The sequence below is a fragment of the Nostoc foliaceum FACHB-393 genome, from assembly GCF_014698505.1.
GTDB lineage: Bacteria > Cyanobacteriota > Cyanobacteriia > Cyanobacteriales > Nostocaceae > Nostoc > Nostoc foliaceum_A.
Genome location: NZ_JACJTD010000017.1, coordinates 95,133 through 118,004, shown reverse-complemented (window position 1 = coordinate 118,004; position 22,872 = coordinate 95,133). Strand labels below are relative to the sequence as shown.

General features: G+C 38.8%; 16 protein-coding genes and 2 pseudogenes. 11 read left to right on the top strand and 7 right to left on the bottom strand.

All coding sequences use genetic code 11. From position 1 onward, the window contains the following. Positions 1 to 210: 210 nt before the first annotated feature. Both H6G92_RS16140 and H6G92_RS16135 read right to left on the bottom strand, forming a co-directional pair. A complete protein-coding gene (locus tag H6G92_RS16140; protein ID WP_190894664.1) occupies positions 211 to 1,392 on the bottom strand; it encodes a class I SAM-dependent methyltransferase in 1,182 nt (393 codons plus the stop codon). Positions 1,393 to 1,474: 82 nt separating this feature from the next. Further along, a pseudogene (locus H6G92_RS16135) lies at positions 1,475 to 1,768 on the bottom strand (element excision factor XisI family protein); the annotation flags it as partial. 132 nt (positions 1,769 to 1,900) lie between these two features. On the opposite strand from H6G92_RS16135, the gene H6G92_RS16130 reads away from it, so the two are divergent. Beyond that, a complete protein-coding gene (locus H6G92_RS16130) occupies positions 1,901 to 2,671 on the top strand; it encodes a 2-phosphosulfolactate phosphatase (protein ID WP_242059158.1) in 771 nt (256 codons plus the stop codon). Between the two features lie 24 nt (positions 2,672 to 2,695). Here H6G92_RS16130 and galE read toward each other — a convergent pair whose 3' ends face one another. Both galE and H6G92_RS16120 read right to left on the bottom strand, forming a co-directional pair. Next, positions 2,696 to 3,709 carry a UDP-glucose 4-epimerase GalE gene (gene galE / locus H6G92_RS16125; RefSeq protein ID WP_190894663.1) on the bottom strand — a complete coding sequence of 338 codons (1,014 nt, stop codon included), beginning with the start codon at positions 3,707 to 3,709 and terminating at the stop codon, positions 2,696 to 2,698. Positions 3,710 to 3,719: 10 nt separating this feature from the next. Further along, positions 3,720 to 5,132, bottom strand: a complete 1,413-nt coding sequence (locus tag H6G92_RS16120) for a sugar transferase (RefSeq protein WP_190894662.1) — start codon at positions 5,130 to 5,132, stop codon at positions 3,720 to 3,722. An 890-nt stretch (positions 5,133 to 6,022) separates the two neighbouring features. Between H6G92_RS16120 and H6G92_RS16115 the strand changes: the two genes are divergently transcribed. The 7 genes from H6G92_RS16115 to H6G92_RS16085 all read left to right on the top strand — a co-directional run bounded on the left by H6G92_RS16115 (position 6,023) and on the right by H6G92_RS16085 (position 15,237). Continuing rightward, on the top strand, positions 6,023 to 8,233 hold the full coding sequence (locus H6G92_RS16115; protein WP_190894661.1) for a GumC family protein: 2,211 nt from the start codon (positions 6,023 to 6,025) through the stop codon (positions 8,231 to 8,233). 74 nt (positions 8,234 to 8,307) lie between these two features. Continuing rightward, entirely contained in the window at positions 8,308 to 9,786 is a 1,479-nt protein-coding gene (locus H6G92_RS16110; protein WP_190894660.1) for a lipopolysaccharide biosynthesis protein, read from the top strand. Positions 9,787 to 10,017: 231 nt separating this feature from the next. Continuing rightward, positions 10,018 to 10,752 (top strand): FkbM family methyltransferase, encoded by a 735-nt coding sequence (locus tag H6G92_RS16105; protein ID WP_190894659.1) that lies wholly within the window; start codon positions 10,018 to 10,020, stop codon positions 10,750 to 10,752. 57 nt (positions 10,753 to 10,809) lie between these two features. Further along, positions 10,810 to 11,913, top strand: coding sequence for a glycosyltransferase (locus H6G92_RS16100; RefSeq protein WP_242059157.1), 1,104 nt, complete (start codon positions 10,810 to 10,812; stop codon positions 11,911 to 11,913). 21 nt (positions 11,914 to 11,934) lie between these two features. Further along, positions 11,935 to 13,251 (top strand): EpsG family protein, encoded by a 1,317-nt coding sequence (locus H6G92_RS16095; protein WP_190894658.1) that lies wholly within the window; start codon positions 11,935 to 11,937, stop codon positions 13,249 to 13,251. Positions 13,252 to 13,277: 26 nt separating this feature from the next. Beyond that, positions 13,278 to 14,051, top strand: coding sequence for a glycosyltransferase (locus H6G92_RS16090; protein WP_190894657.1), 774 nt, complete (start codon positions 13,278 to 13,280; stop codon positions 14,049 to 14,051). A 52-nt stretch (positions 14,052 to 14,103) separates the two neighbouring features. After that, positions 14,104 to 15,237 (top strand): glycosyltransferase family 2 protein, encoded by a 1,134-nt coding sequence (locus tag H6G92_RS16085; RefSeq protein ID WP_190894656.1) that lies wholly within the window; start codon positions 14,104 to 14,106, stop codon positions 15,235 to 15,237. A 159-nt stretch (positions 15,238 to 15,396) separates the two neighbouring features. On the opposite strand, the gene H6G92_RS16080 is transcribed toward H6G92_RS16085, so the two are convergent. The 3 genes from H6G92_RS16080 to H6G92_RS16070 form a co-directional block, all read right to left on the bottom strand. Continuing rightward, positions 15,397 to 16,458 carry a glycoside hydrolase family 2 TIM barrel-domain containing protein gene (locus tag H6G92_RS16080; protein WP_190894655.1) on the bottom strand — a complete coding sequence of 354 codons (1,062 nt, stop codon included), beginning with the start codon at positions 16,456 to 16,458 and terminating at the stop codon, positions 15,397 to 15,399. A 107-nt stretch (positions 16,459 to 16,565) separates the two neighbouring features. Beyond that, on the bottom strand, positions 16,566 to 16,709 hold the full coding sequence (locus H6G92_RS16075) for a hypothetical protein (protein WP_190894654.1): 144 nt from the start codon (positions 16,707 to 16,709) through the stop codon (positions 16,566 to 16,568). Positions 16,710 to 16,964: 255 nt separating this feature from the next. Next, positions 16,965 to 17,495: a hypothetical protein gene (locus H6G92_RS16070; protein WP_190894653.1), complete on the bottom strand. Its 531-nt coding sequence runs from the start codon at positions 17,493 to 17,495 to the stop codon at positions 16,965 to 16,967. Between the two features lie 538 nt (positions 17,496 to 18,033). Here H6G92_RS16070 and H6G92_RS16065 point away from each other — a divergent pair. The 3 genes and pseudogenes from H6G92_RS16065 to apcB all read left to right on the top strand — a co-directional run. Next, positions 18,034 to 21,324: pseudogene (locus H6G92_RS16065) on the top strand (phycobilisome rod-core linker polypeptide); the annotation flags it as partial. Positions 21,325 to 21,711: 387 nt separating this feature from the next. Then, complete coding sequence (apcA, locus tag H6G92_RS16060; RefSeq protein WP_094341663.1) at positions 21,712 to 22,200, top strand: allophycocyanin subunit alpha; 489 nt, start codon at positions 21,712 to 21,714, stop codon at positions 22,198 to 22,200. A gap of 65 nt (positions 22,201 to 22,265) precedes the next feature. Further along, positions 22,266 to 22,754, top strand: a complete 489-nt coding sequence (gene apcB / locus H6G92_RS16055) for an allophycocyanin subunit beta (RefSeq protein ID WP_069068902.1) — start codon at positions 22,266 to 22,268, stop codon at positions 22,752 to 22,754. Positions 22,755 to 22,872 lie beyond the last annotated feature (118 nt).

The window sequence follows — 22,872 nt, the reverse complement described above, 5'->3', positions numbered from 1 at the left end:
CCGCAAATCAGAAATCGTAGAGTAGCGGCTTGTCATAAAAGATCGCACCACTGCTGAATCCCAGAAAACTCCAACTTTTGCGATGTACAATACCCCGTTTCTTGGGCACTTTCTTAATTTACATTAATTTGCCAAAAGTGGTGATAGGCGATCGCTCATCACCACGAGTATAAATTGCTTTTATTAACTCAGTAACAGAGTGCAGTGTAATTAAACAGGTGTCAATAAAATCAGTTGTTGCTCAAGAAGCCTTCTTACATCATCTAATCCGAGTTGCCCAACTGCTAAAATATCTGCCACTCTTGAATTTGCATCACATCTTTGCATAAACTCAAACTCTGCTACAGATAAATTAACAATTTGGTAATCGTAATTAAAGAAACATTGACTGGGAAATCCCTGAATACAAGGATTAAGTTCGGGAATAGCTGCCAATAGGGCGTTATCGTCTGACCAGTTGGACTTGATTAAGGGAGGACGACCAAGGAAAAACTCATAATGAGTTACTTCTGGATCTAGTAATTCTATCAGGCGGTAGACTTGGCGATCGCGCAAATCTTTTGCCCGTTCTACTAACTCTGGTGCTTTGCCCAGAAGTCTCTCTAAATCCCAGAAACTCGGATTCGAGAAACCAATAAACTCTAATCCCGAAGCATCAATTAATTCAAACAGCGTCTCTATGTTGTAGTCAATTTCCTGCGGATGAACATACATATCCGCAAAGTTTTCATCCTTGTGATTTTCTAATGACCAACGCTGTTTATCGTATTTGACAATTCGGTTATTTTCTGGTAGAGAGGCAAATATTTTTCTTCCGACTTGGACACCATCGCGGTAGTCGCCTTTTTTGTCACCTTGAAGAAGTGCGATCGCTTTTTGCATGAGTTGAATCTCCCAGCGTCCCAACTCCCCGTACACAAAAATGTGCATTAAGCCGCCTGGGGCTAACTTTTTCGCCAAAGCTTGAATACCGCGAATGGGATCGGAGGTATGATGCAAAACGCCAACACAGTTAATTAAATCAAACTCACCCGGTAACTGTTCCACATCAAACAAGCTGAGGTGATGAAATTCAACGCGGGTAGCCCCTGAACGATGACAACGCTCTTTTGCTACAGCTAAAGCGCCAGTACTGAGATCAATTCCCACAACTGAAGCTTGAGGATTGAGGTGAACCAAGTACTCTGTACTTACACCAGTACCGCAACCTGCATCTAAAATCCGAATATCTTGCTTTTGGGGTTTTTGGCCTGTGCAGAAGTTATGAGCGGCTAGCCAATTCCAGCGCCAGTTGTAGCCTGGAGGTGGTTCATCCAACAAAGCTTCTGGCGGAAAGGGGTAGGTATTGTAGAGTTTGGCAACAGCAGCACTAACAGTTTGGAAATCGGACATGATGAGGAATAACGCAGCATTTCTGAGTTTAGCGGATAGTGGATGATTAGGGCAAAGATTACTATTGCTTATTTCTTGCTATTTATCCAACAGCAAAGTCAGTAAATTCGCGTTTATAAGGAGTGTGAAATCCTAATACAATATCTTCTTTAGGTACTCCAGCAGCAACTAATTCGTTAGCGATACCGATTTCTGTACCATCTCTTTGTATCCAAATTTTTTTGTCTTTGATATCAACATGAATAATGACTTCATAAATTCTCCGTTGTTCTTTCCAGCCAATATTTAAGACTTGATAATGATGTCGTTCTGCGTCAAAAAACAGTTGAACTTCCGGTGGATATCGTTTTCTACTACCTCTTGTATTATCTTGTGTGCCAGCCGTTTTTTATATTGATTATAACTGCTGAACCACTTACTACTAATCTCTAGTTTGTACGTGTTAGCGTAGCGTTTCTTAGATGACTACAAACCTTTAAGAATTTACACTGCCTTACTTATCTATGGTTTGATTTTTATCATATTGTCTTTTGCGATCGCACCAATGATTTACAACCAATCAGAGTTTAATTTACGCTGTGAATGGGGGCCACAAGGAGTTGCTCAACTCGCTCCCATCAGTGATGTAATTGTAATAGTTGACGTTCTCTCTTTTTCTACCTGCGTGGAAATTGCCACCAAGAACGGCGCGATAATTTTTCCCTACGCAATGAGGGATGAATCTGTCATAGATTATGCCAAATCAGTGCAAGCAGAGTTGGCAAGTCATAGACAACGTTGGACTATGACAGGATATTCTCTCTCGCCAAAATCGGTGACTCAGATTCCTGCTGGAACTAGACTAGTTTTACCTTCACCTAATGGTTCTTTTCTGACTTTGCATACAGGGAATACCCCAACTTTGGCTGGTTGCTTGCGAAATTGCCAAGCTGTAGCGCAGTTTGCTCAAAAGTATGGTGATAAAATCGCTGTAATTCCTGCCGGTGAAAGATGGAAAGAAGATGGTAGCCTACGTCCTGCATTTGAAGATTTAATTGGTGCTGGGGCAATTCTTAGTTATTTACATGGCAGTTTATCACCAGAAGCTGAAGTTGCTGTGACAACATTTCAGGCTTTCCAGCAGGATTTACTGGGGTACTTGAAAAAATGCAGTTCTGGTAAAGAGTTGATTGAAAAAGGTTTTGAGGCAGATGTTGAATTATCAACCGCCTTTAACATCAGTGATTGTGTGCCTTTATTTGGTAATAATGCTTATGTGAATTCCAGAGTACAAGGTTAATTAGCTGTCAGAGTTTTAATTTAATTATGCATACGCCATAAGATGCCTTTGCTTTGCCAAGTTACTCTTCTGTTTTTCCCAAGTAATAGTTGTGTCAATAATCTCGTCTAAATCATTGTGTTTTGGTTGCCAACCCAAAACCCTACGGATTTTATCAGCACAAGCTGCAACACAGGCAGGATCGCCCGGACGACGTGGTGCGGCAATAACGGGAAAATCTACACCAGAAATAGCCTTGACTCTTTCAATAACTTGCCGCACGCTGTATCCTTGCCCATAACCGCAATTGAAAATTTGGCTTTCACCTCTTTTTTCTAAATAATCCAAAGCATCTAAATGAGCAGTCGCCAAATCCTCGACGTGGATATAGTCTCGGATTGCAGTTCCATCGGGGGTAGGAAAATCAGTACCAAAAATTCGTACTTCTGGCTTGCGCTTGAGTGCCGCATCACAAGCAGCCCGAATTAAGTGAGTGGCATTCGGAGACATTTGCCCCAATAGTCCACGTGGTTCGGAACCTGCTACATTAAAGTAACGTAGAATTACGTAGCGCATTGAAGATGCTGCTGCATAGTCCTGAATCAGCCATTCACTCATCAACTTGGAACGTCCGTAAGGATTAATCGGCTGTGTAGGGTTCAACTCAGTAACAGGATTTTCTTCTACTTCCCCATAGACTGCGGCTGTGCTGGAAAAAATGAACTTGTTAACACCCATAACGCTACAGCAACGCAGCAAATTTAAAGTGTTGCGGGTGTTGTTTGCGTAGTAATCGAGGGGATGAGCTACTGATTCTGGAACAATCAGACTAGCGGCAAAGTGTAAGACTGCGCTGAATTCATGCTGGGCAAAAATTTGATAAAGATGCCCGGTGTCTACTAAATCGCCAATAATTAGTTTCCCGTGTAGTACGGATGCTGGTGAACTTGTAGAGCAGTTGTCATAGACTACGACATCATAACCAGCTTCCCCTAGTTGACGAACTACATGGGAACCAATGTAACCAGCACCGCCAGTTACCAATATTTTCTTCTTCATTTCTTTTTCCTTATCTACCTTTACCTAACAAAACAACTCGAATGGTTTTGAAGGCGATCGCTAAATCCAACCAAATGGAATAATTTTTGATGTAATACAGATCATAAGAAAGCTTTTCGTAAGCATCTTCGATAGATGCTCCATAGGGATACATAACCTGTGCCCAGCCTGTAATTCCTGGTTTTACCAGATAGCGTATTTCATAGTAGGGAATCGCTTCTTTAAGTTTGACATCAAATTCTGGCCGTTCTGGACGCGGGCCAATCAGACTCATTTCACCCTGTAAGACGTTCCAGATTTGGGGTAATTCATCAATACGCAACAAACGTAGCCAGTATCCGATTCTGGTGATCCGTGGATCGCGTTGACTTGCCCATTGCGCCCCCGACTTTTCTGCATCTTGATACATGGAGCGAAATTTATAAACTCTAAATGCTTTACCGTACAACCCACTTCGCTGCTGACTGTACAATACTGGACCAGGGCTATCTAATCTAATTAGTAATGCAACCAACAACAGAAGTGGTGCAACTAATACTAGTAAAAAGAGAATCAATATGAGATCGATAACTCGCTTCAGTTTCATACTGAAGTAACCAGGCATTAGGTTAAAACCATCGCTAAAAGCCAACCATTTATCTTGTAGCAGCGATGAAGGAAGTTTATACCAAAATGTTTGGTAAACATCCGGCAATGTGTAAACCGGAATGCCTCGCAACCGCATTTGCATTAACTGTTGTGCTTGAGATTTGGAAAAATTTATCTGGGCTGTAACTATAACCCCAGACCAGGATTTTTGACTCCATTGCGACAAATCGCTCAGATTTCCCTGATAACTCAGATTGCTTTTAGGTAAGTCTATGGTTGTTTGATTTTCTTCTGCTAGAACAGTCAACTTTCCTAAAGGATTAAGTACCAGCAATTTCTGTGCAAATTTAATGGCATTATCCTCTGCTCCTAGTATCAACCAACGACTTTTCAGGGCGTGCGATCGCACCCATTTCACTGCTACCACGCGCAATATTACTGACCAGATAGTAAAAATTCCCAAGCTAGGTAAGAAGACACTCCGCCACGATACCGGGTTATGTTGGGCAATACCTGACAAGTAAATTAGGGCAGAAACGAAAAATGCGATCGCAATGTTACAAACAATAATTCGAGCAGGCGCTCTTAAACCTGCAATTTGCCGATCTGGATGGTACGCATCTGCTAAATAAAACGTTGCAAGTGTCATGCACACAAATCCGTAAGGCAATGGATTAAGCCAATTTAGGGGTTGATCTAAACGCAACCATTGTGCGATCGCTAAACAAATGAGCAACCCAAAAATATCCCCTAACAAGAGCAATATTGGTAGGCTGCGGACTATGTTTGGCAACCTAGTATTGGCAGGAGAACTGACATAACTTGTAAGAGTCATTGATTTTTCTGATTCTTCAGTATCCTGGTATTTATTTGTTTGTTAAAGTCAGCAAAAGACTTAATGATGTTAGTATAAAAATTAGCTCTTTTATTTAAAAACTTACATAGGTAAAAAACTTTTGTAATGCTCTGTTTTTCAAAAGAATTGGGTATTGAATATTATGGACTTGAAGTGCAGTTGTCAGTGGGCTTACGTGGCATGTATGTAATACATACATCTTACTAAGGTTATCTGTCCAAGTTTTATATTTGCATGATGCTATGAATATAGTCAATATAAACTTGAAATTTAATTAACATAATTTTACTTAATAATACCTATTGACATATAGATGTAATTTTGGTAGAAACTGTTCAGTATAGTAAAATACTGTTAATAAAGCAGTATAAAATATTGTAAATATTAAAGATATAGTAATCTAATATTCCCTTTTTGCAAGAGTTTACGTTTTTATCAAGGCGTGATTACTAGTTAAGTCAATAACAGCAGAGCAAGCAAAATCCTTACGTAGTAATACTCGATCAATGAAAATTTTTAAACCATATATAATAACATAGTGATTGCTTAATTTAGTTTATGTAGTTTTATATACTAGTACTAAGGTTATATAAAGGTTAAAGTTTTATTTAATTTAAATACTTGTCAAAGTAATATAAAATCTCAGAGAAATGTGGATAAAAAATACCTTGACATTTCGATAATATTTCTGGGATAAAAGTAAAAAGATGTATAGAAAGGAAAGTAATCCAAAAATTACAGAAATACAGACACTTTCTATACAAACATTTTCTAAGTAATTATATTTAAGTATATCCAAACAACTATTTTGGGCTACCAAAATTTTGAAGCAAAATTAGTAAGTATTTCAGATATTCGCAATATATTCCATGCCCTCTAACCAAGAAGACCAATCCCTAGATTTGCAACAATACTCGCTGATTCTGAAAAGGCGTTGGCTAGTCATAGCTGCGGTGACTGCCTCTGTTTTTGGACTGTCAGCTTTAATTGCCATCAGACAAAAACCAATCTATGAAGCAGAAGGTAAGTTGCTCTTCAGTAAAACTGACCGCGTTTCTTCGCTAACCAGTCCCTCGGCACAAGTTGGAGAGTTGAGCAGTGTGACTCAACTCAGCAGCCCTTTGGATACAGAAGCAGAGGTAATTCGTTCTAACCCGATAGTTGAAAAAACTATCACTAGTCTCAACTTGGTAGGTAAGCAAGGAATACCCTTAGAAATAGATGAGTTTCTCAAAAAAATCAAAATTAAGAGTGTCCGGGGTACAGATATTTTGGCGATTTCCTACAGCAGTAGCAATCCCAAAGAAGCCGCAGATGTTGTGAATTTGCTGATGAGATATTACCTGGAGAACAATATTCGCATTAACCAAACCCAAGCGACAGTGGCACAGAAGTTTTTGACTAAGCAATTGCCTGAAGTTGAAGCAAGGGTAGTCAAATCAGAGGCAGCTTTGCGTCGGTTTAAAGAAGAAAATCGGGTAATTGCCTTAGACCAAGAAGCAACAAAAGGAGTGGACAGACTCGCGGATTTATCAGACCAGATTACCCAAGCTCAGGCAAATTTAACGGATGCTGAGACTCGCTCACAACTTCTGCAACGTCAATTGAGATTGAATTCCCAGCAGGCTGTGGATATGGGGAATTTAAGTCAATCAAAAGCTGTGCAGGAGGTATTAACAGAATATCAGCAGGTGCAAAATCAGTTAGCAGTAGAACAGACTCGCTATACAGACAAACATCCTGCGATCGCTAATTTATTAGCAAAAGAAGCAGCCCTGAAAAAGCAGCTAGAGATTCGAATTGTTGAGAATGCAGGCAGAGAAAAATCTGTACCAGCGCAGAATTTAGGGATGGGAGAACTCAAGCAGACCCTACTGGCCCAACTGGTACAGTCGGATGTAGAACGGTCAGCATTAGCTAACCGAGTTACAGTTTTGCAGAATGCATACGCACTTTCCCAAAGACGATTGAGTGTCTTACCCCAACTGCAAGAAAAACAGCAGCAGCTAGAGCGACAGTTGCAAGTAGCGAGGTCTACCTATGAAGAACTGCTGAAGCGATCGCAAGAAGTCGAAGTAGTAGTAAATCAGAATGTCGGTAATGCCAGGGTAGTATCTGCGGCTTTACTTCCTAAAAAAGCTATTTCTCCCAAAATTGCTCTTTACCTGGCGCTGGGTGGATTTGTGGGAATTTTGCTGGGTGTAGGGTTAGCTCTGATGTTAGAAGCTATGGATCAATCTCTCAAAACTCTTGAGCAAGCCCAGCAGTTATTAGGTTATCCTTTACTCGGTACGATTCCTCACTTGGGTCAAAAAGCTAAAAATGGTGGAGAAGCTTTAGTAGAACTGCCAGTGAGAGATAATCCATATTCGGGAGCAAGTTCAGCCTTTGAGATGCTTCAGACAAACCTGGATTTTACCATCTCTGATAAACCACTAAAAGTAATTGCCGTAGTTAGTTCAACTCCAGGTGAAGGTAGATCATTTGTGGCTGCAAATTTGGCAGTAGCTAAAGCACACATGGGACGCAGAATCCTATTAGTAGATGCGGATATGCGTCACTCCTGCCAACAGGAAATCTGGAAATTATCTAACCCAGTCGGACTAAGTAATGTTTTAGTTGGTCAAGCGGAGTTTCGCAACACCGCCCAAGAAGTATTAGTTAACTTGGATCTATTAACGGCTGGGACAATTCCGCCCAACCCCGCAGCATTGCTAGATTCACAGCGCATGGCTTTGTTAATTCAAGAGGCAGCCAAAGACTATGATTGTGTCATTATTGATACTCCTGCCTTGAGTTTGTTTGGTGATGCACTGATGCTGGGCAAGATGGCAGATGGGATATTGCTGGTTGTACGTCCTGGAGTGCTTGATTGTGCTGTTGCTAAGAGTACGAAGATGATGCTTGAGCAAGCGCGATCGCGTGTTTTGGGAATGGTGATGAATGGAGTTACTGCTGATAACGGTTTTATTTACTACAACCAGAAGAGTTATTACGACAAAAATAGCAGCGATGCCTACGGCGGCAAGCTACGGAATGGTAAGGGTGAACTGAAGTTTCCCAATATACGCATTTCCTAATCCCTTGATAGCGATTTAACTTAACTATTTTAGTATTTTTGCGGTAATGCTTGTATTAAAAGAGAATATTTTTGGTGAAAAATAGCTTACTTAAGAACGGTTTTTACAACTCAATAACAGGATTAATCAAAATAGGGCTAGGCATACTAATTATTCCTATACTAATTCGCCTGTTGGGAATTGAAGAGTATGGACTATGGACTCTAGCTTCTGCTGTGGTGGTAATGGTTACTTTAGCTGAAGCGGGTCTTTCTACAGCCACAACTGTATTTGTTTCTCAAGACTTAGGAAAGAAAGATATTGATGGACTATCGCAAACCTTGACTGTCACTATTGGGGCAATGCTAATATTGGCAACTTTAGCAGTAGTTGCTCTTTGGATGGGTGCTGAACCGATTATGAATTTATTTCCTAAATTGGGTCAGTTACAACAGTTAAAAGTTATACAGGCTATCAAAATTGGTGGGTTAGTAGTAGCGGCGCGATTGTTGCAACAAATTTTGATTGGTGTCGAACAAGCCCATCAGCGCTATGACTTAATGAATGTGCTGAATACAATACAGTCTGTGCTACTAAATGTCGGAATGTTGATTGTAGTTTGGCTAGGAGGTCGCACAGTTGAGTTAATGCAGTGGCAGGCTGGAGTCGGTGTAGTGACTTTGGTCAGTCATATCTGGGTAGTGCGATCGTTACTCCAAAATATGAACCTGCGTCTGAGTTGGAATCAAAACAAAGCAGTAGCAGTAGGAGGCTACAGCTTAATGATGTGGTTAAACACATTGGGAAGTATGCTTTTTAGTCGAGGCGATCGGCTGATTGTCGGTAGCTTGTTAGGTACGCAGGCGCTTGGAGTTTATGCAAGTATTACTGATATCACCGCACAAATCAATTCATTTTCTGCATTACCTGTACAGCCTTTGCTTCCCACTTTAAGCAATCTAATTGGACAGCAAAACATTAATCAGCGTCAACTAGAACAGCAACTTAAACAAGCTACACAAATCAATGGATTAGTTGCTTTGGGAATGGGAGCAACTCTCATAACACTTTCTCCATTAATTCTCAAACTATTATTTTCTGAGCAAACTGCAAGTCAATGCTTAATGATCTTCTGTATTGCAACAGCAATTTACGCACTTTATTCATGTCATGCAGTCGGCTACTATTCTTTGTTAGGGACAAATGCAGTTAAGACTTGTGCATTAATTCAGCTACTAAGCAGTTTTTCATCACTAGGATTAATTGCCATTGGCGCTTATAATTTTGGCTTAACAGGAGCAATTATAGGTAATCTTGGATATCTTACAACCTCTATAGTAACTGTATTTGGAATGAAACGTTTATCTGTTTCTTATACTCTCTGGTTCAAATGGTTATGTTTTCCATTGATTTGGTTTTTTATAGTTGTGCTGTTGAATTTTAAGCTTCAAGATGACTATATAATAAGGTGTATTATATTTTCGATACAAACAACTATTCTATTGATATGGTTCGCTATAAGTAATGACTACAATTTTTCAGTCATCAAAAAATATATTGCTGCTAAAAAATAAGTTTGAAGGCTATAGCTTTCAAATAATTGTTAAGTTAAAATGAATTAATTGTTGTATTTATTTATATACTAATTCGTAGATACAACAATACTAATCTACAAGAGTATGTTCTTAGAAAATCTTTCATTATCAAAAGTAATTTCTAGCTATCAATGGACAGTTTTAGTTGTAGATAATAACTCTATAAATGTTTAAATACTACACATTTTAATAAGGGATAGGTAAATTTGGATGGTATCTGTTATTAAAGAAAATATACAACTTCTAGCAAATAAAGTTTTAAAACCTTTTAACTTACGACTTGCTAGACTTGCTCAGGGAGTAGGTATGGACTTATGTCTGAAGGGTCTTGCTCAACGTGGCTATAGCCCTCAAGTAGTCCTAGATATTGGAGCGGCACAAGGTTCTTGGACAAAGTTAGCAATGCAAAGTTGGCCAGATGCTGGATATTTTATGATCGAGCCTCTTGAAGAGCGATTACCACCTTTAAAGGTCTTGACCAATCAACATAGTAATACCAAGTTTATTTTGGCTGCAGCTGGTTCCGAGCCTGGTACGTTACAGATAGGTGTGACTCAAGATTTGGATAGTAGTAGTTTGATGTATTCTGGTACTGCCTCTCGTGAAGTACCAATTGTATCTATAGATAATCTGTTTGAGCAAGGAGTTATTAAACAACCACATTTTATAAAAATTGACGTTCAAGGTTATGAATTAAATGTTTTATCAGGAGCGAAAAAAGTCCTAAAATCTTCAGACTTTATTTTACTAGAACTGCAATTTTTTCGATTTTCATCAGAGATGATTCTATTGCATGAATCAATAGCATGGATGAATGAACAAAATTTTCAACCCTATGAAATTGTCAATGTTCTGCGTAGACCATTGGATAATGCAATGGGACAATGTGATATTTTATTCATTCGTAAAGATAACTGGCTTTTAAAAAGCCAGAACTGGTCTTGATACTTATTTGAAAATGCTTATTTTATAATTATAGGAATCCTAAATCATACTTGAATCTTGCTAGTTATACTGAAAAAGAAACCTTTGTATGACAAGTTATTATGCAATTATGTTTTTCAAAAATCAAATATGATCCCTATATCTTGTTCAGTTCCTTGCTTGTGGAGTATTTTACTTATGGATATTGTAATTTGTACTTATAACAACGCAGCTTTACTAGATCGTGTTCTCACAGCAATTTCATTACAGAAAGGTTCTAAAATTTATAATTCGTCAGTTTTAGTTGTAGATAATAACTGTACAGACGAAACTGCCGATATTGTTAACAAGCACATTAATTCACGATTAATCCCTAACTTGCGTAGGATAGTAGAGCAAAAACAAGGATTAACTCACGCCCGTTTATGTGGAATTAAAAATACAACTAGTGAATGGCTCGCTTTTGTTGATGATGATTGCCTTTTATCAGAAAACTGGATAGATAAAGCAATACAATTTGCTGCATCTCATCCAAATTGTGGTGCTTTTGGTGGCAAAGTAGTTCTCAATTGGGAAATAACTCCTTCCCCCATCCTTGTCAAACATTCAGGTAAATATGCTGCCTATGAGCGCGGCGAAACTTCAAAACAATTAAATCGGAGTAATTACCAGATTCCAGGTGCAGGTTTAGTTCTTCGTAGAACTGCCCTTGAGAAAAGTGGCTGGTTAGATAAACAATTACTCAACGATAGAGAAGGAAAAAAGCTAAGTGCAGGAGGAGATTCTGAGATAGTTTTACGAATTCTGAACGCAGGTTATCAACTTTGGTATACGCCTGATTGTGTGCTGCATCATTTTATCCCCACAAAGCGCATATCGGAAACTTATCTTTTTAACTTAATGTATGGTTTTGGTGCCGCAGCTCCTTACATTGCTGCTATGCGTTGGAACCGTTCTTATTATATTTGGTTGCTTGTATCTATTCTCAGAATTTTCAAAGGATTTTTGCAAGTAATTGCTTGCTACGTTAAAGCTTCAATTAATCCGAATAATAAAGCAGAAGCATTGATCATGTGGAATTGGACTAAAGGTCAAATTCATAGTTTATTTACTATTATCAGGATGGGTAGAGAAGAACATATAATCTGGTTAAGTTTATTTCAAAAAACTTTGATTACCTAAATATATAATTAGAGTTAGAGAATGAATTTTAATTTATCAAATGTCCAAACCAACTATCAAAAGTATATTTTGCTATTTTTTGGAATAATTATATGGCTAAACATTCCGATAATTGGAGTTTTACCACTAGTTTTATTTGTATTTCTCAATAGAAACTCAAAATCTTATAGCCTAGACAGCTTACTCAATAATTCTATACTTCTGCTAGTTGCAGTTACCGTCACTCTTTTCTGTTGTCTTATAGATATTCAAGCTGATACTGAGCAATATTTAATAGCATATCGAGATTGTAATGGTGATAATCCTATAGAATGTTTTCAATCAGACATTTTTCCATTTGAACCAGGTTTTTATTTCCTCGCTTCTATATTATTTATTATTTGTAATGGTTCGGATCTTGGCTTTCTATTATTTTGGTCTTTTATTATTAATTTTCTGACATTTTTTGTAATCTGTAAGGGGTTTTCAAAAAAATATTATGCTTTACTGATATTTTTTGTTTTACTAAATCCGGCATTTTATCTTCAAGCATTTATAATGCGCCAATTCATGTCAAGTGCTTTTTTTTTGTGTGCATTAGTTTCTAAAAAAAATAAGGTAACTTGTATATTATTCCTGCTTTTAAGTATTTTAAATCATTACTCTATACTCCTTTATTTACCTATAATAATCATGCAATTCGTTGATGTAAATAGCTTATTAAAATATAAATATTTTAATAAAATCATTACTTTACTTAAATATACCAGTATTAGTTTATTTGTATTTGGATTAATATATTCTGTGAATCAAGCTACTATCGCATCTCTCTTTGATAGAATTAGTAGTATTCCCCAACTTAGTTTCTTAGCTGCTAAAAGTTCATTTTTTGTAAAAAATCAATTGGCGAGTATAGGTTTCCTGGCTCATTTAGTGCTTGTAGCCTTTCTTGGTTATTTTTATATAAATTTATCACGAGATAATTACATTGAGACAAGTTTAAATTCTTGCCTTACTTCAGAAGAAGAACATTTAGACCGAAGTATGTTATGTCTTTATGTATTGCAGTCAATTTTATTTTTATTTACGCGCAATCTTGATTACCTCCCTTTGAGATTGAGTCTTATACTTCTATCATTTTTAGGAATTTTCTTCTATTTGCCTTTAGAAAGAAGGAGTAACCTTAAACCACCAATAAAATTTTGGTCTATGGTTATTTTAGTTACCTTATTGTTTAGTTACTTTATTTATTTTTTACAAGCTAATTCTGGTAAAAATGTTACATTTAATTATTTAGAAGGCCGTCTGTTTACATCATCTATTGTAGATTATATTGATTTGGCTATTTCTCGGTGGTAAATAAATCCCTACAAGTTTAAAAATTCATGAATAACCTAATTCAAGTTGATGTAATTACTCTGACAAAAAATTCTTCCAATTGTATACTTAAAACTTTAGATAGTGTTAGTATGCAAGATTATAAATATATAAATCACATTATTATTGATGGACATTCAACAGACGGAACAGTTTCTTTTATCAATCAATATAATCATAAAAAAATAATAACTATATTTCAGCAAAATGGTACTGGAATTGCTAATGCTTTTAATGCAGGATTAACGAAGTCATCAGGTAATTTATTGATTTTTTTAAATTCTGGAGATACTTTAGTTAATGAAGCAGTAATTACTAAAATTGTAGATTCTTATATAAAACAAAAGTGGCTTTGGGCATTTGGAGAAACTATATCTTTGAGCCGGAAGCAATACTTAAAAAGACATATTAAGCAGTACAGTCAGTGGAATCAAAACTTATTCTTGTCTCGCAATCCTATCTGTCATCAGTCTACTATTTTCTCACAAAAACTTCTCCAGAAAGTCGGCTTATATGATGAGCGGCTAACTTTAGAAATGGATTATGATTTTAATATTAGAGCCTCCTTGATTGCTCAACCACACCTGCTCTATTTTCCAATTTCTTACTATGATACGACAGGTGTATCTTCTATAAAAGTCTTTAAACATTATAAGATACATAGAGAGTTACGTAAGAAATACTTTACACTATCTCCTATTAATAGCTTCAAAACTGATAGTTTGTGCTTTTTAAAAGCATGTATGCGCTTTCTGATGATCCCGATTAAAATATTCTTGTAACTTAAATTGTTATTCCTCCAAAATAAATTCAATATCATAGCTAAATGTAAATATGTTAGTCGAACCCAAAGTCAAGACTTTTCCTTCTGTAACTGTAGCCATACCTACCTATAACGAGGTAAATTATATAGAAAACTTGGTTTTAGGGTTTTTAGGAACAAATTATCCTAACCTAATTGAGATATTTGTAGCTGATGGTGGCAGCAATGATGGCACTCAAGAAATAGTCAAAAAACTCTCAGATAAAGACGCACGAGTTAAATTAATACACAATCCTGATAAAATTCAATCGGCTGGTCTTAATTTAATTTTGTCTGAATGTATAGGTGATATTTTTATTAGAATTGATGCTCATTCAGATTATGCACCTGACTATATTGAAAGATGTATAGAGGCTTTGCTAGAATCAAAAGCTAGCAATGTTGGTGGAGCGCAGCGTTTTGTTGCACGAACTTCCTTCCAAGCTGGTGTTTCCCTTGCATCCAAAAGTTTTCTTGGTAATGGTGGAGCTAAATATAGAAATCCGAACTATACAGGCTATGCGGATACAGTTTATTTAGGGTGTTTCTGGAAAAAGAGTTTGCTAGAGATACAAAGCTATAATATTAAAGTAAATTCTAATGAAGATGCTGAATTTAACTTGAGATTAATAAAGGTATTTGACACAACACAAATTACTAATCAAGATGCTGAATTAAATCAAAGATTAATTTCTCAAAATAAACAAGCAATATATATTAACTCCAAAATTCGTGCCTGGTACTATCCTCGAAAAAACTGGAAGTCTTTGTTTATTCAATATTTTAAATATGGCAGAGGTCGCTATTTAACGAGTACAAAACACCAAATCCAATCACAGTTGAGGGGTTTGATACCTTTTGTATTTATATCTACTGTCATTTTACTGCTGATTGTTGATTTACTATTTCCCAAGCTAGGTTTACCTGTAGAAATATTAATTACAATAAGTTTATTTTTGCCTTTTTTAGAGAGTTTACGAGTTAATTTGGTATATTGGAAAAGCTTTCCTTCGGAAATTTGGAGAGGTGATGAAGATAAAATACCATCATTTTTTAGTCGTTGGTTTTTTTGTGGTACTACTTTATTAAGTATGCCGATTGCTCATTTTACTGGATATGCATATCAATTATTTCGGCACAGAATTATGAGAGTAAAAGCTTGGTAAATTAATATATTTATCGATTAATTAATATGCAAAACAAGTAAGCGTAGCGTAAGTAAGTTGGCACAATAAAACCAAACTATAGGAAGAAAGCTAAACAGAACTAAAACAGCTTTTTCTCATACCTTATCCCAACTATAATTATTTTTATCAAATCATGTTTTACATTCCAATTTGATATAACCCAACTTCGTAAGCTTTTAAAAGAGTACTAAAACCTCCCTCAGCAATTAGTTTTGTAATAGGCTTTTGATTAAAAGTAACTACTTTGCCAGCTAATTTTTGAGGAAGTTTTACAGTGAAATTGCTCTGAGTATTATTGTGATTAACGACTATCATCACAAAATTTTTAGTATTAGGAATAGAGAATAATTTAACTTCTATGTTTGAGTGATTTACTTGTACTGGATTATTTGAATCTTCCCCTCTAACGATTGCAGGAATGTAATTTCGAAATTCCTGAATAGTAGGATACAAAACTGACTTATTCCAGAAATGTGAAGAACGGTAGTGCGTCCAAAATAGCAGTCCGTCAGCCCCTGCAAGGACTGATAAATAAAACATATAGCGAAATTCTGCCTTTGTTGGTAGTCGTTTTTTGAACTGATTACTGCTATAAGCCTGTAGTACGTTCCAAAATTTTTTATTTTTAACATCAGCTAGAGAAATGACTTTATAGATTGCCTTGCGGTAAGATAATACCCATTCAAATTCTGGAACTCCCTCCTCGCAAGGATAACGATCCCACATCAGTATATCCATTGCATCGGCGTAAGATTCAATTTTTTTTATGCCAGCAAAAACTAAAGCAACTGGCTTAGTTTTATCTTCTTCTTTAATAGCTTGGTATACCTTTTTTAATAAATCTGGAGAGAGTGGTGTAGGTTTTTTAATCTCTGGTTCATCATAAAGATACCAACCATAAACGGAAGGATGGTTTTTATAAGTACGAATAAAATTTTTTACTCCTAAGATATTTTCTGATTCAACTAGGGGACGATAAATCTCTAATAAAACTTTTACTCCTGCTTTCTTAGAAGTATCCAGAAATGCTTGAATTTTTCCCTTGTTTGCTTCTCCTACATAAGGTATTAATAGATCAATTCCTTTAGAAGATACTTGAGTTGAAACATCAATATTGTAAACGTGGTCATACCAGCCTAAGAAGAAGGGTAAATTTCGTTTCCGATGAACTGTTAAATATTTGGTAGTATTGAAACTCAAAAGTATGCTGCTAGTACTAGCTACTATGAAGCTAGGAATCAAGGCTATAAATTTACGTCGCGTTATGATCATCAAATATCAAGTTTTCGAAAAATTTAGGAACAAAGCTAGAGACATTGCGCCAAAGCATCAAAATGCTTTGGCGTTGGAGATTCAGCAAAAAGTCGAGCTTCTGCTTCTGGTGATAGTTTCTCTACGCGCGGCGTATCGTAGAGAGCGCTTGGGGCGTTACCAAGTTTCCTTTGTGGCATGAAAATCCCCTATCGTGCGTGCTGGCTCACTAGTTCCACAGAATTTATGGCTTTATTCTGGCGACTAACGCCTTTGTTCTTTGTTCATAAAATCAAAAAAAATGGAAAAGTCCTGTCAGCAAAAACCACCTTAAGCCAACAGAAGGTATTAATATTTTATATATGGAATGGTGAGCAAGATTGCGGCAATTGTGAGTTTAACCAATGGGCTACAGTTTTGAACTGGCAATCATCAATTCAAAGCTCTGAGGTTAATCAAATGTCACATTCATGGGTTTGGCAATATTTGGTTTTATTGATTGTATCTTGTAAATTTCTCAAGGGAATTATCTGAAAATTAGTTCCATCTTGAACCACCGCAGTTATGTAGGCAAACTTTTTTCCACGGTAAAATTGGTCGCGACCAATTTTTGTAACATACTGGGACTGCTTGAAGTCATTGGCAATGTTTAAATTGTAAATATTTTCTAGTAGTTTGACTCCTTTGGTATTTTTTGTGGTGAATTTGATGCTTGAGTCACCACTCACAGTTATTCCTTCTTTGATCACTGTTCCATTTTCTTGCGTGACCTCAGCATAAAAGTATAAATTTCTTTTTGTACCCTCATAGCCGTGGGCTTCGCTGTTGTATCTCAAAGTTGGTAGTTGTGATCGCGTTTTTGCCCACTTAACAACGGTGCTAATGTTTTGCTCTGGAAGCGCATTTGCAGGAGTGATAGCTAAAAGAACTGCGATCGCAGACAGAGTAGCATTGAATAAATAGTTAAATTTAGAACTTTTCTGCATAGTATTTTCCGGTTAAAGATACTGGTAGCGAATACCTAAAACACCACAATTTAAAAACTATTTCCAGCGTGGCGTTATTTGTCAATACCCATTTGGTGGTAGCAAAAACAACTTAACATTGACTAATGACTACTGTCCACTGAGATTGCTAAAGGCAATTTGGTTTCAACTAAAATTTTGTATAAGTTGTAATAATCGTAGAGTGGACACTGCCACAAACATCACAATAAGGGTTTTCAGCATCAGTAGACCATGCTTACCCTATTACTTAGTTACAAAACTTAGATTTTGTCTCAGCCAAACAAGAGTATGTACTTTTAAGACTGGATGTATCTAAGCTACAGGTTCTACACACTTCTTAATAAACCAGCCTTGAGAACGCAAAACGTTCTAATCTAAAAGCTAACTGGGTTAATTTACTGGCAGTTTTGCAGGCAGTACTCTCAAGCTCATAAAGCACAGACGCACCGATGTGTCAAGCCTCAAAGCGACCCAGACTTAACACATAAATGATTATGATGGGAGTTTTACAAATCCGATGAGTGTTAAGGCAAGTGGTGGAAGCTCAGTTGCGCGTCCGCAACTATATCAAACCCTAGCTGTAGCGACAATTACCCAAGCCGAGCAGCAAGACCGCTTTTTGGGAAGTGGTGAGTTAAATGAACTGGCAAGCTATTTTGCATCTGGTGCAAAGCGTCTAGAAATTTCCCAGACGCTGACGGATAATGCCGAGATTATTGTATCTCGCGCTGCCAACCGGATTTTTGTCGGTGGTTCGCCAATGGCTTTTTTAGAAAAGCCCAGAGAAGCAGAACTAGTAACTGCTGGTGGTGGTGGTGCTAATGTTCAACAAGGGATGCAACTGGGAACTGTAACCTACGTTGAAAGTCGTGGTGGGTTCCTAGAAAATTTACGCTCAATATTTAACTCATCCCCCAGTGGCCCGACACCTCCAGGTTTCAGACCAATTAATATTGCTCGATATGGCCCAAGCAACATGGCCAAGAGCTTGCGGGATTTATCCTGGTTCTTGCGCTACGCTACTTATGCGATCGTTGCTGGCGACCCCAACATCATAGCGGTGAACACACGGGGTCTGCGGGAAATAATTGAAAATGCCTGCTCTGGTGAAGCAACGCTAGTAGCTTTGCAAGAAATCAAAGCCGGGTCGCTTTCCTTTTTCCGCAAGGATGCTGAGGCTACAGAAATTGTGTCTCAGTACATGGATGTTTTGCTAACAGAATTCAAAGCAGCCACACCTTCAAATAAAGTCCGCCAACGCCCCTCAAGCGACCAGCAAGGGTTGCAACTGCCACAAATTTACTTTAATGCGGCAGAACGGCGTCCCAAGTTTGTGATGAAAACTGGGTTGTCAAGTAGCGAAAAAAATGAGGTAATCAAGGCTGCATATCGGCAAATTTTTGAGCGCGACATTACCCGTGCTTATAGCTTGTCCATATCTGACCTAGAATCCAAGGTGAAAAATGGCGACATCTCCGTGAAAGAGTTTGTCCGTCGTCTAGCTAAATCTCCCCTTTACCAAAAACAGTTTTACCAGCCTTTTATTAACAGCCGAGTCATTGAACTGGCTTTCCGTCACATTCTAGGACGAGGCCCAAGTAGCCGTGAAGAAGTACAAAAATACTTCTCAATTATTTCTAACGGTGGTCTGCCAGCCTTAGTAGATGCCTTAGTAGATTCTGCTGAATACGGCGACTATTTTGGCGAAGAAACAGTACCCTATCTGCGGGGCCTGGGACAAGAAGCACAAGAATGTCGCAATTGGGGGCCGCAGCAAGACCTGTTTAACTACAGTGCACCTTTCCGCAAGATACCTCAGTTTATTACCACATTTGCTGCTTACGAACAACCACTACCAGACCAACATCCTTATGGTTCTGGTAATGACCCCTTGGAAATTCAATTTGGGGCGATTTTCCCGAAAGAAACTCGCAACCCCAGCACCCGTCCGGCTCCTTTTGGCAAGGATACCAAGCGCATCCTAATTCACCAAGGGGCAGGGATTAATAACCAAAATAGTAATCCCAAAGCGCGGGGTGAAGCTCCTGGGACTCTTGGACCTAAGGTGTTCAAGTTAGATCAGCTGCCTGGTACTATTGGTAGAAAAGCTGCCAAAGGTTCTAGTGTCAGATTCTCCGAAAGCTCTACGCAAGCTGTGATTAGAGCCGCTTACCTGCAAGTTTTCGGTCGTGAACTCTACGAAGGTCAGCGCCCAAAGGTATTAGAAATCAAGCTGGAAAACGGCGACATCTCTGTGCGGGAGTTTATCCGTGCTTTGGCTAAGTCGGATGTATTCCGCAATCTGTACTGGTCATCGCTCTATGTTTGTAAAGCGATCGAGTATATTCACCGCCGCTTGTTGGGTCGTCCGACCTATGGTCGTCAAGAAATCAACAAGTACTTTGACATTGCTGCGAAGCAAGGCTTTTACGCGGTGGTTGATGCCATTATTAACAGCGTAGAATACACCGAAGCATTTGGTGAAGATACAATTCCTTATGAACGGTATCTGACTCCTGGTGGTGTATCAGGGCGACAATTGCGCGTTGGTACTATTCGTGAAGATGTTGCGGCGAAAGTTCAGAAGGAAGTAACACCAAGTTTTGTGACATTGGGTACAGTCACAGAAAAACGGTCAGAACCAGATATTCAGTTCCGCATTAACCAAGGTGTCAGCAAGCAACGCGAACAAACCAAAATCTTTAAACTGGTGGCTAATACCAGTGACAAAGTTGCAGTCCAAACTTTGATTAGTGCTGCATATCGTCAGATTTTTGAGCGCGATATTGCTCCCTACATCGCCAAAAACGAATTTACGGCGTGGGAAAGCAAGTTAGGGAATGGGGAAATCAGTGTGAAGGAGTTTATTGAAGGTTTGGGTTACTCTAACCTCTACCTGAAAGAATTCTACACACCCTACCCCAACACCAAGGTGATTGAGTTAGGAACCAAACACTTCTTGGGACGTGCGCCACTAGACCAAGCAGAAATCCGCAAGTATAACCAGATTTTGGCTACTCAAGGTATTCGTGCCTTTATCGGTGCATTGGTAGATAGTGTGGAATATAACCAAGTGTTTGGTGAAGATACGGTGCCTTACCGTCGCTTCCCAACTTTACCTGCGGCAAACTTCCCGAATACAGAGAAGCTGTACAACCAGCTTACCAAGCAAAATGATGACGTAGTTGTGCCTAGCTTTAAGCCAGTGCAACCGCGTGTAGGAGTTAGTAACGATACGCCGCTTTTAACGCAGGCGATCGCAAATTCAGCGCAAACAAATGGTATAAACCAGAGCAAGCCCTCCTTTGCTGAACTGGGTCGTTCCTACAACGACGTTACCGGACAAACTGTGGAATTGGGTGTGCGTAAACATGCACGCATTTACCGTCTAACGGAAAGCACCAACCAAGCCGAAATACAACAGGCAATCAACGCCATTTACCGCCAAGTGTTGGATGTATTTAGCGGTGAAGTACCTGATAATTTCCGCCGTCCTGACCTAGACAGCAAACTCCAGAATGGTGAAATTTCCGTGCGGGAGTTTGTGCGTGAACTAGCCAGTTCCCAAATTTATCGCCAGCGCTTCTTGTCACCTTATCCTCATGCCAAGGTCATTGAGTTCCTCTTCCGTCACCTGTTGGGGCGTACACCCGCAGATCAGGAAGAAATTCGCCAGTATCACAAGCTGCTAGCTGATAGTGGTTTGTCGGCTGCTGTAGAAGCAATAGTCGAAAGCCCAGAATATAGCCGCTACTTTGGTGAAGATGTTGTGCCTTACAACCGCTTCCCATCTCTGCCAGTAGGTAACTAACTCGGCAGTGTTCAGGCGACTGAAGAGAAATTAGGGATTAGGGAATAGGGAATAAATTATTTCCTGTCCCCTGTCCCCTTCGTAACCTTTCGTAATATCGCTCTCAGATTGCAGCTAAAACAGGTAATTCTGAAAAGGAATATTACAAAGTGTTAAGAGCAGTCATAAATGCTCAACAGAATGCCGGAAAATGTTTTGCGGAAGGTAACTGAGTTTAAAAGCTTGCGTACTTGTGTGGACTCAAGAAAACTCGTAATTTATTAGCCGTAACAGTTATGAAACTGTTGTGTCTAAAAGGACGAGAAAATAAACTCAGTGAACCAACTTTAAAGTCGCACCAGTTTAATCAAATCCTGGTTTCATTCGTATTGGAGGAATCCATTAATGAGTATTGTCACGAAAGCTATCGTGAATGCTGATGCAGAAGCCCGCTATCTCAGCCCTGGCGAGTTAGATCGGATCAAATCCTTCGTTGCAAGTGGTGAGCGCCGTGTGCGGATTGCTCAAATTTTGTCAGAAAATCGCGAACGGCTCGTTAAGCAAGCTGGCGATCAACTGTTCCAAAAGCGTCCTGATGTTGTGTCTCCTGGTGGTAACGCTTACGGTCAAGAATTGACTGCTACTTGTCTGCGTGACCTAGATTACTACCTCCGCCTCGTTACCTACGGTATCGTTGCTGGTGATGTTACCCCCATCGAAGAAATTGGTGTTATCGGTGCCCGTGAACTGTACAAGTCCTTGGGAACTCCTATCGATGGCGTCGCTGAAGGTATCCGTGGGCTGAAGAATGTAGCTGGTACATTGCTGTCTGGTGATGACGCTAGTGAAGCTGGTAGCTACTTCGACTACCTAGTTGGTGCTCTTCTAGGATAGGGTAAAGCTGTTTACTCACTGAAACAGAAGTATTGCAATACGGTTGGAAATAAGGAATTAACAACATGGCTCAAGACGCAATTACCGCTGTCATTAACTCCGCAGACGTTCAAGGTAAATACCTAGACTCTTCTGCTTTAGAGAAGCTAAAAGGCTACTTCGCCACTGGCGAACTGCGAGTACGTGCTGCTAGCACCATCAGCGCTAATGCTGCTGCGATCGTTAAAGAAGCTGTAGCAAAATCTTTGCTGTACTCTGACATCACCCGTCCAGGTGGTAACATGTACACCACCCGTCGCTATGCTGCTTGCATCCGTGATTTGGACTACTACCTCCGCTATGCCACCTACGCTATGTTAGCTGGCGATCCTTCCATTTTGGATGAGCGTGTATTAAATGGCTTGAAGGAAACCTACAACTCTTTAGGAGTTCCCGTTGGTGCTACTGTTCAAGCTATCCAAGCAATCAAGGAAGTAACCGCTAGCTTGGTTGGTTCTGATGCTGGTAAGGAAATGGGTGTTTACTTAGACTATATCTCTTCTGGCTTAAGCTAAGAACTAGTTTGCGCTTAAGAATTTAGGTGCGGCTTTATTAAGGTCTGGAAATCAACCGTGAGTGCTAGAACGTTATATTGCTTATCTTGGTAAATTATCAGCGATGAGTGTTGGTGGT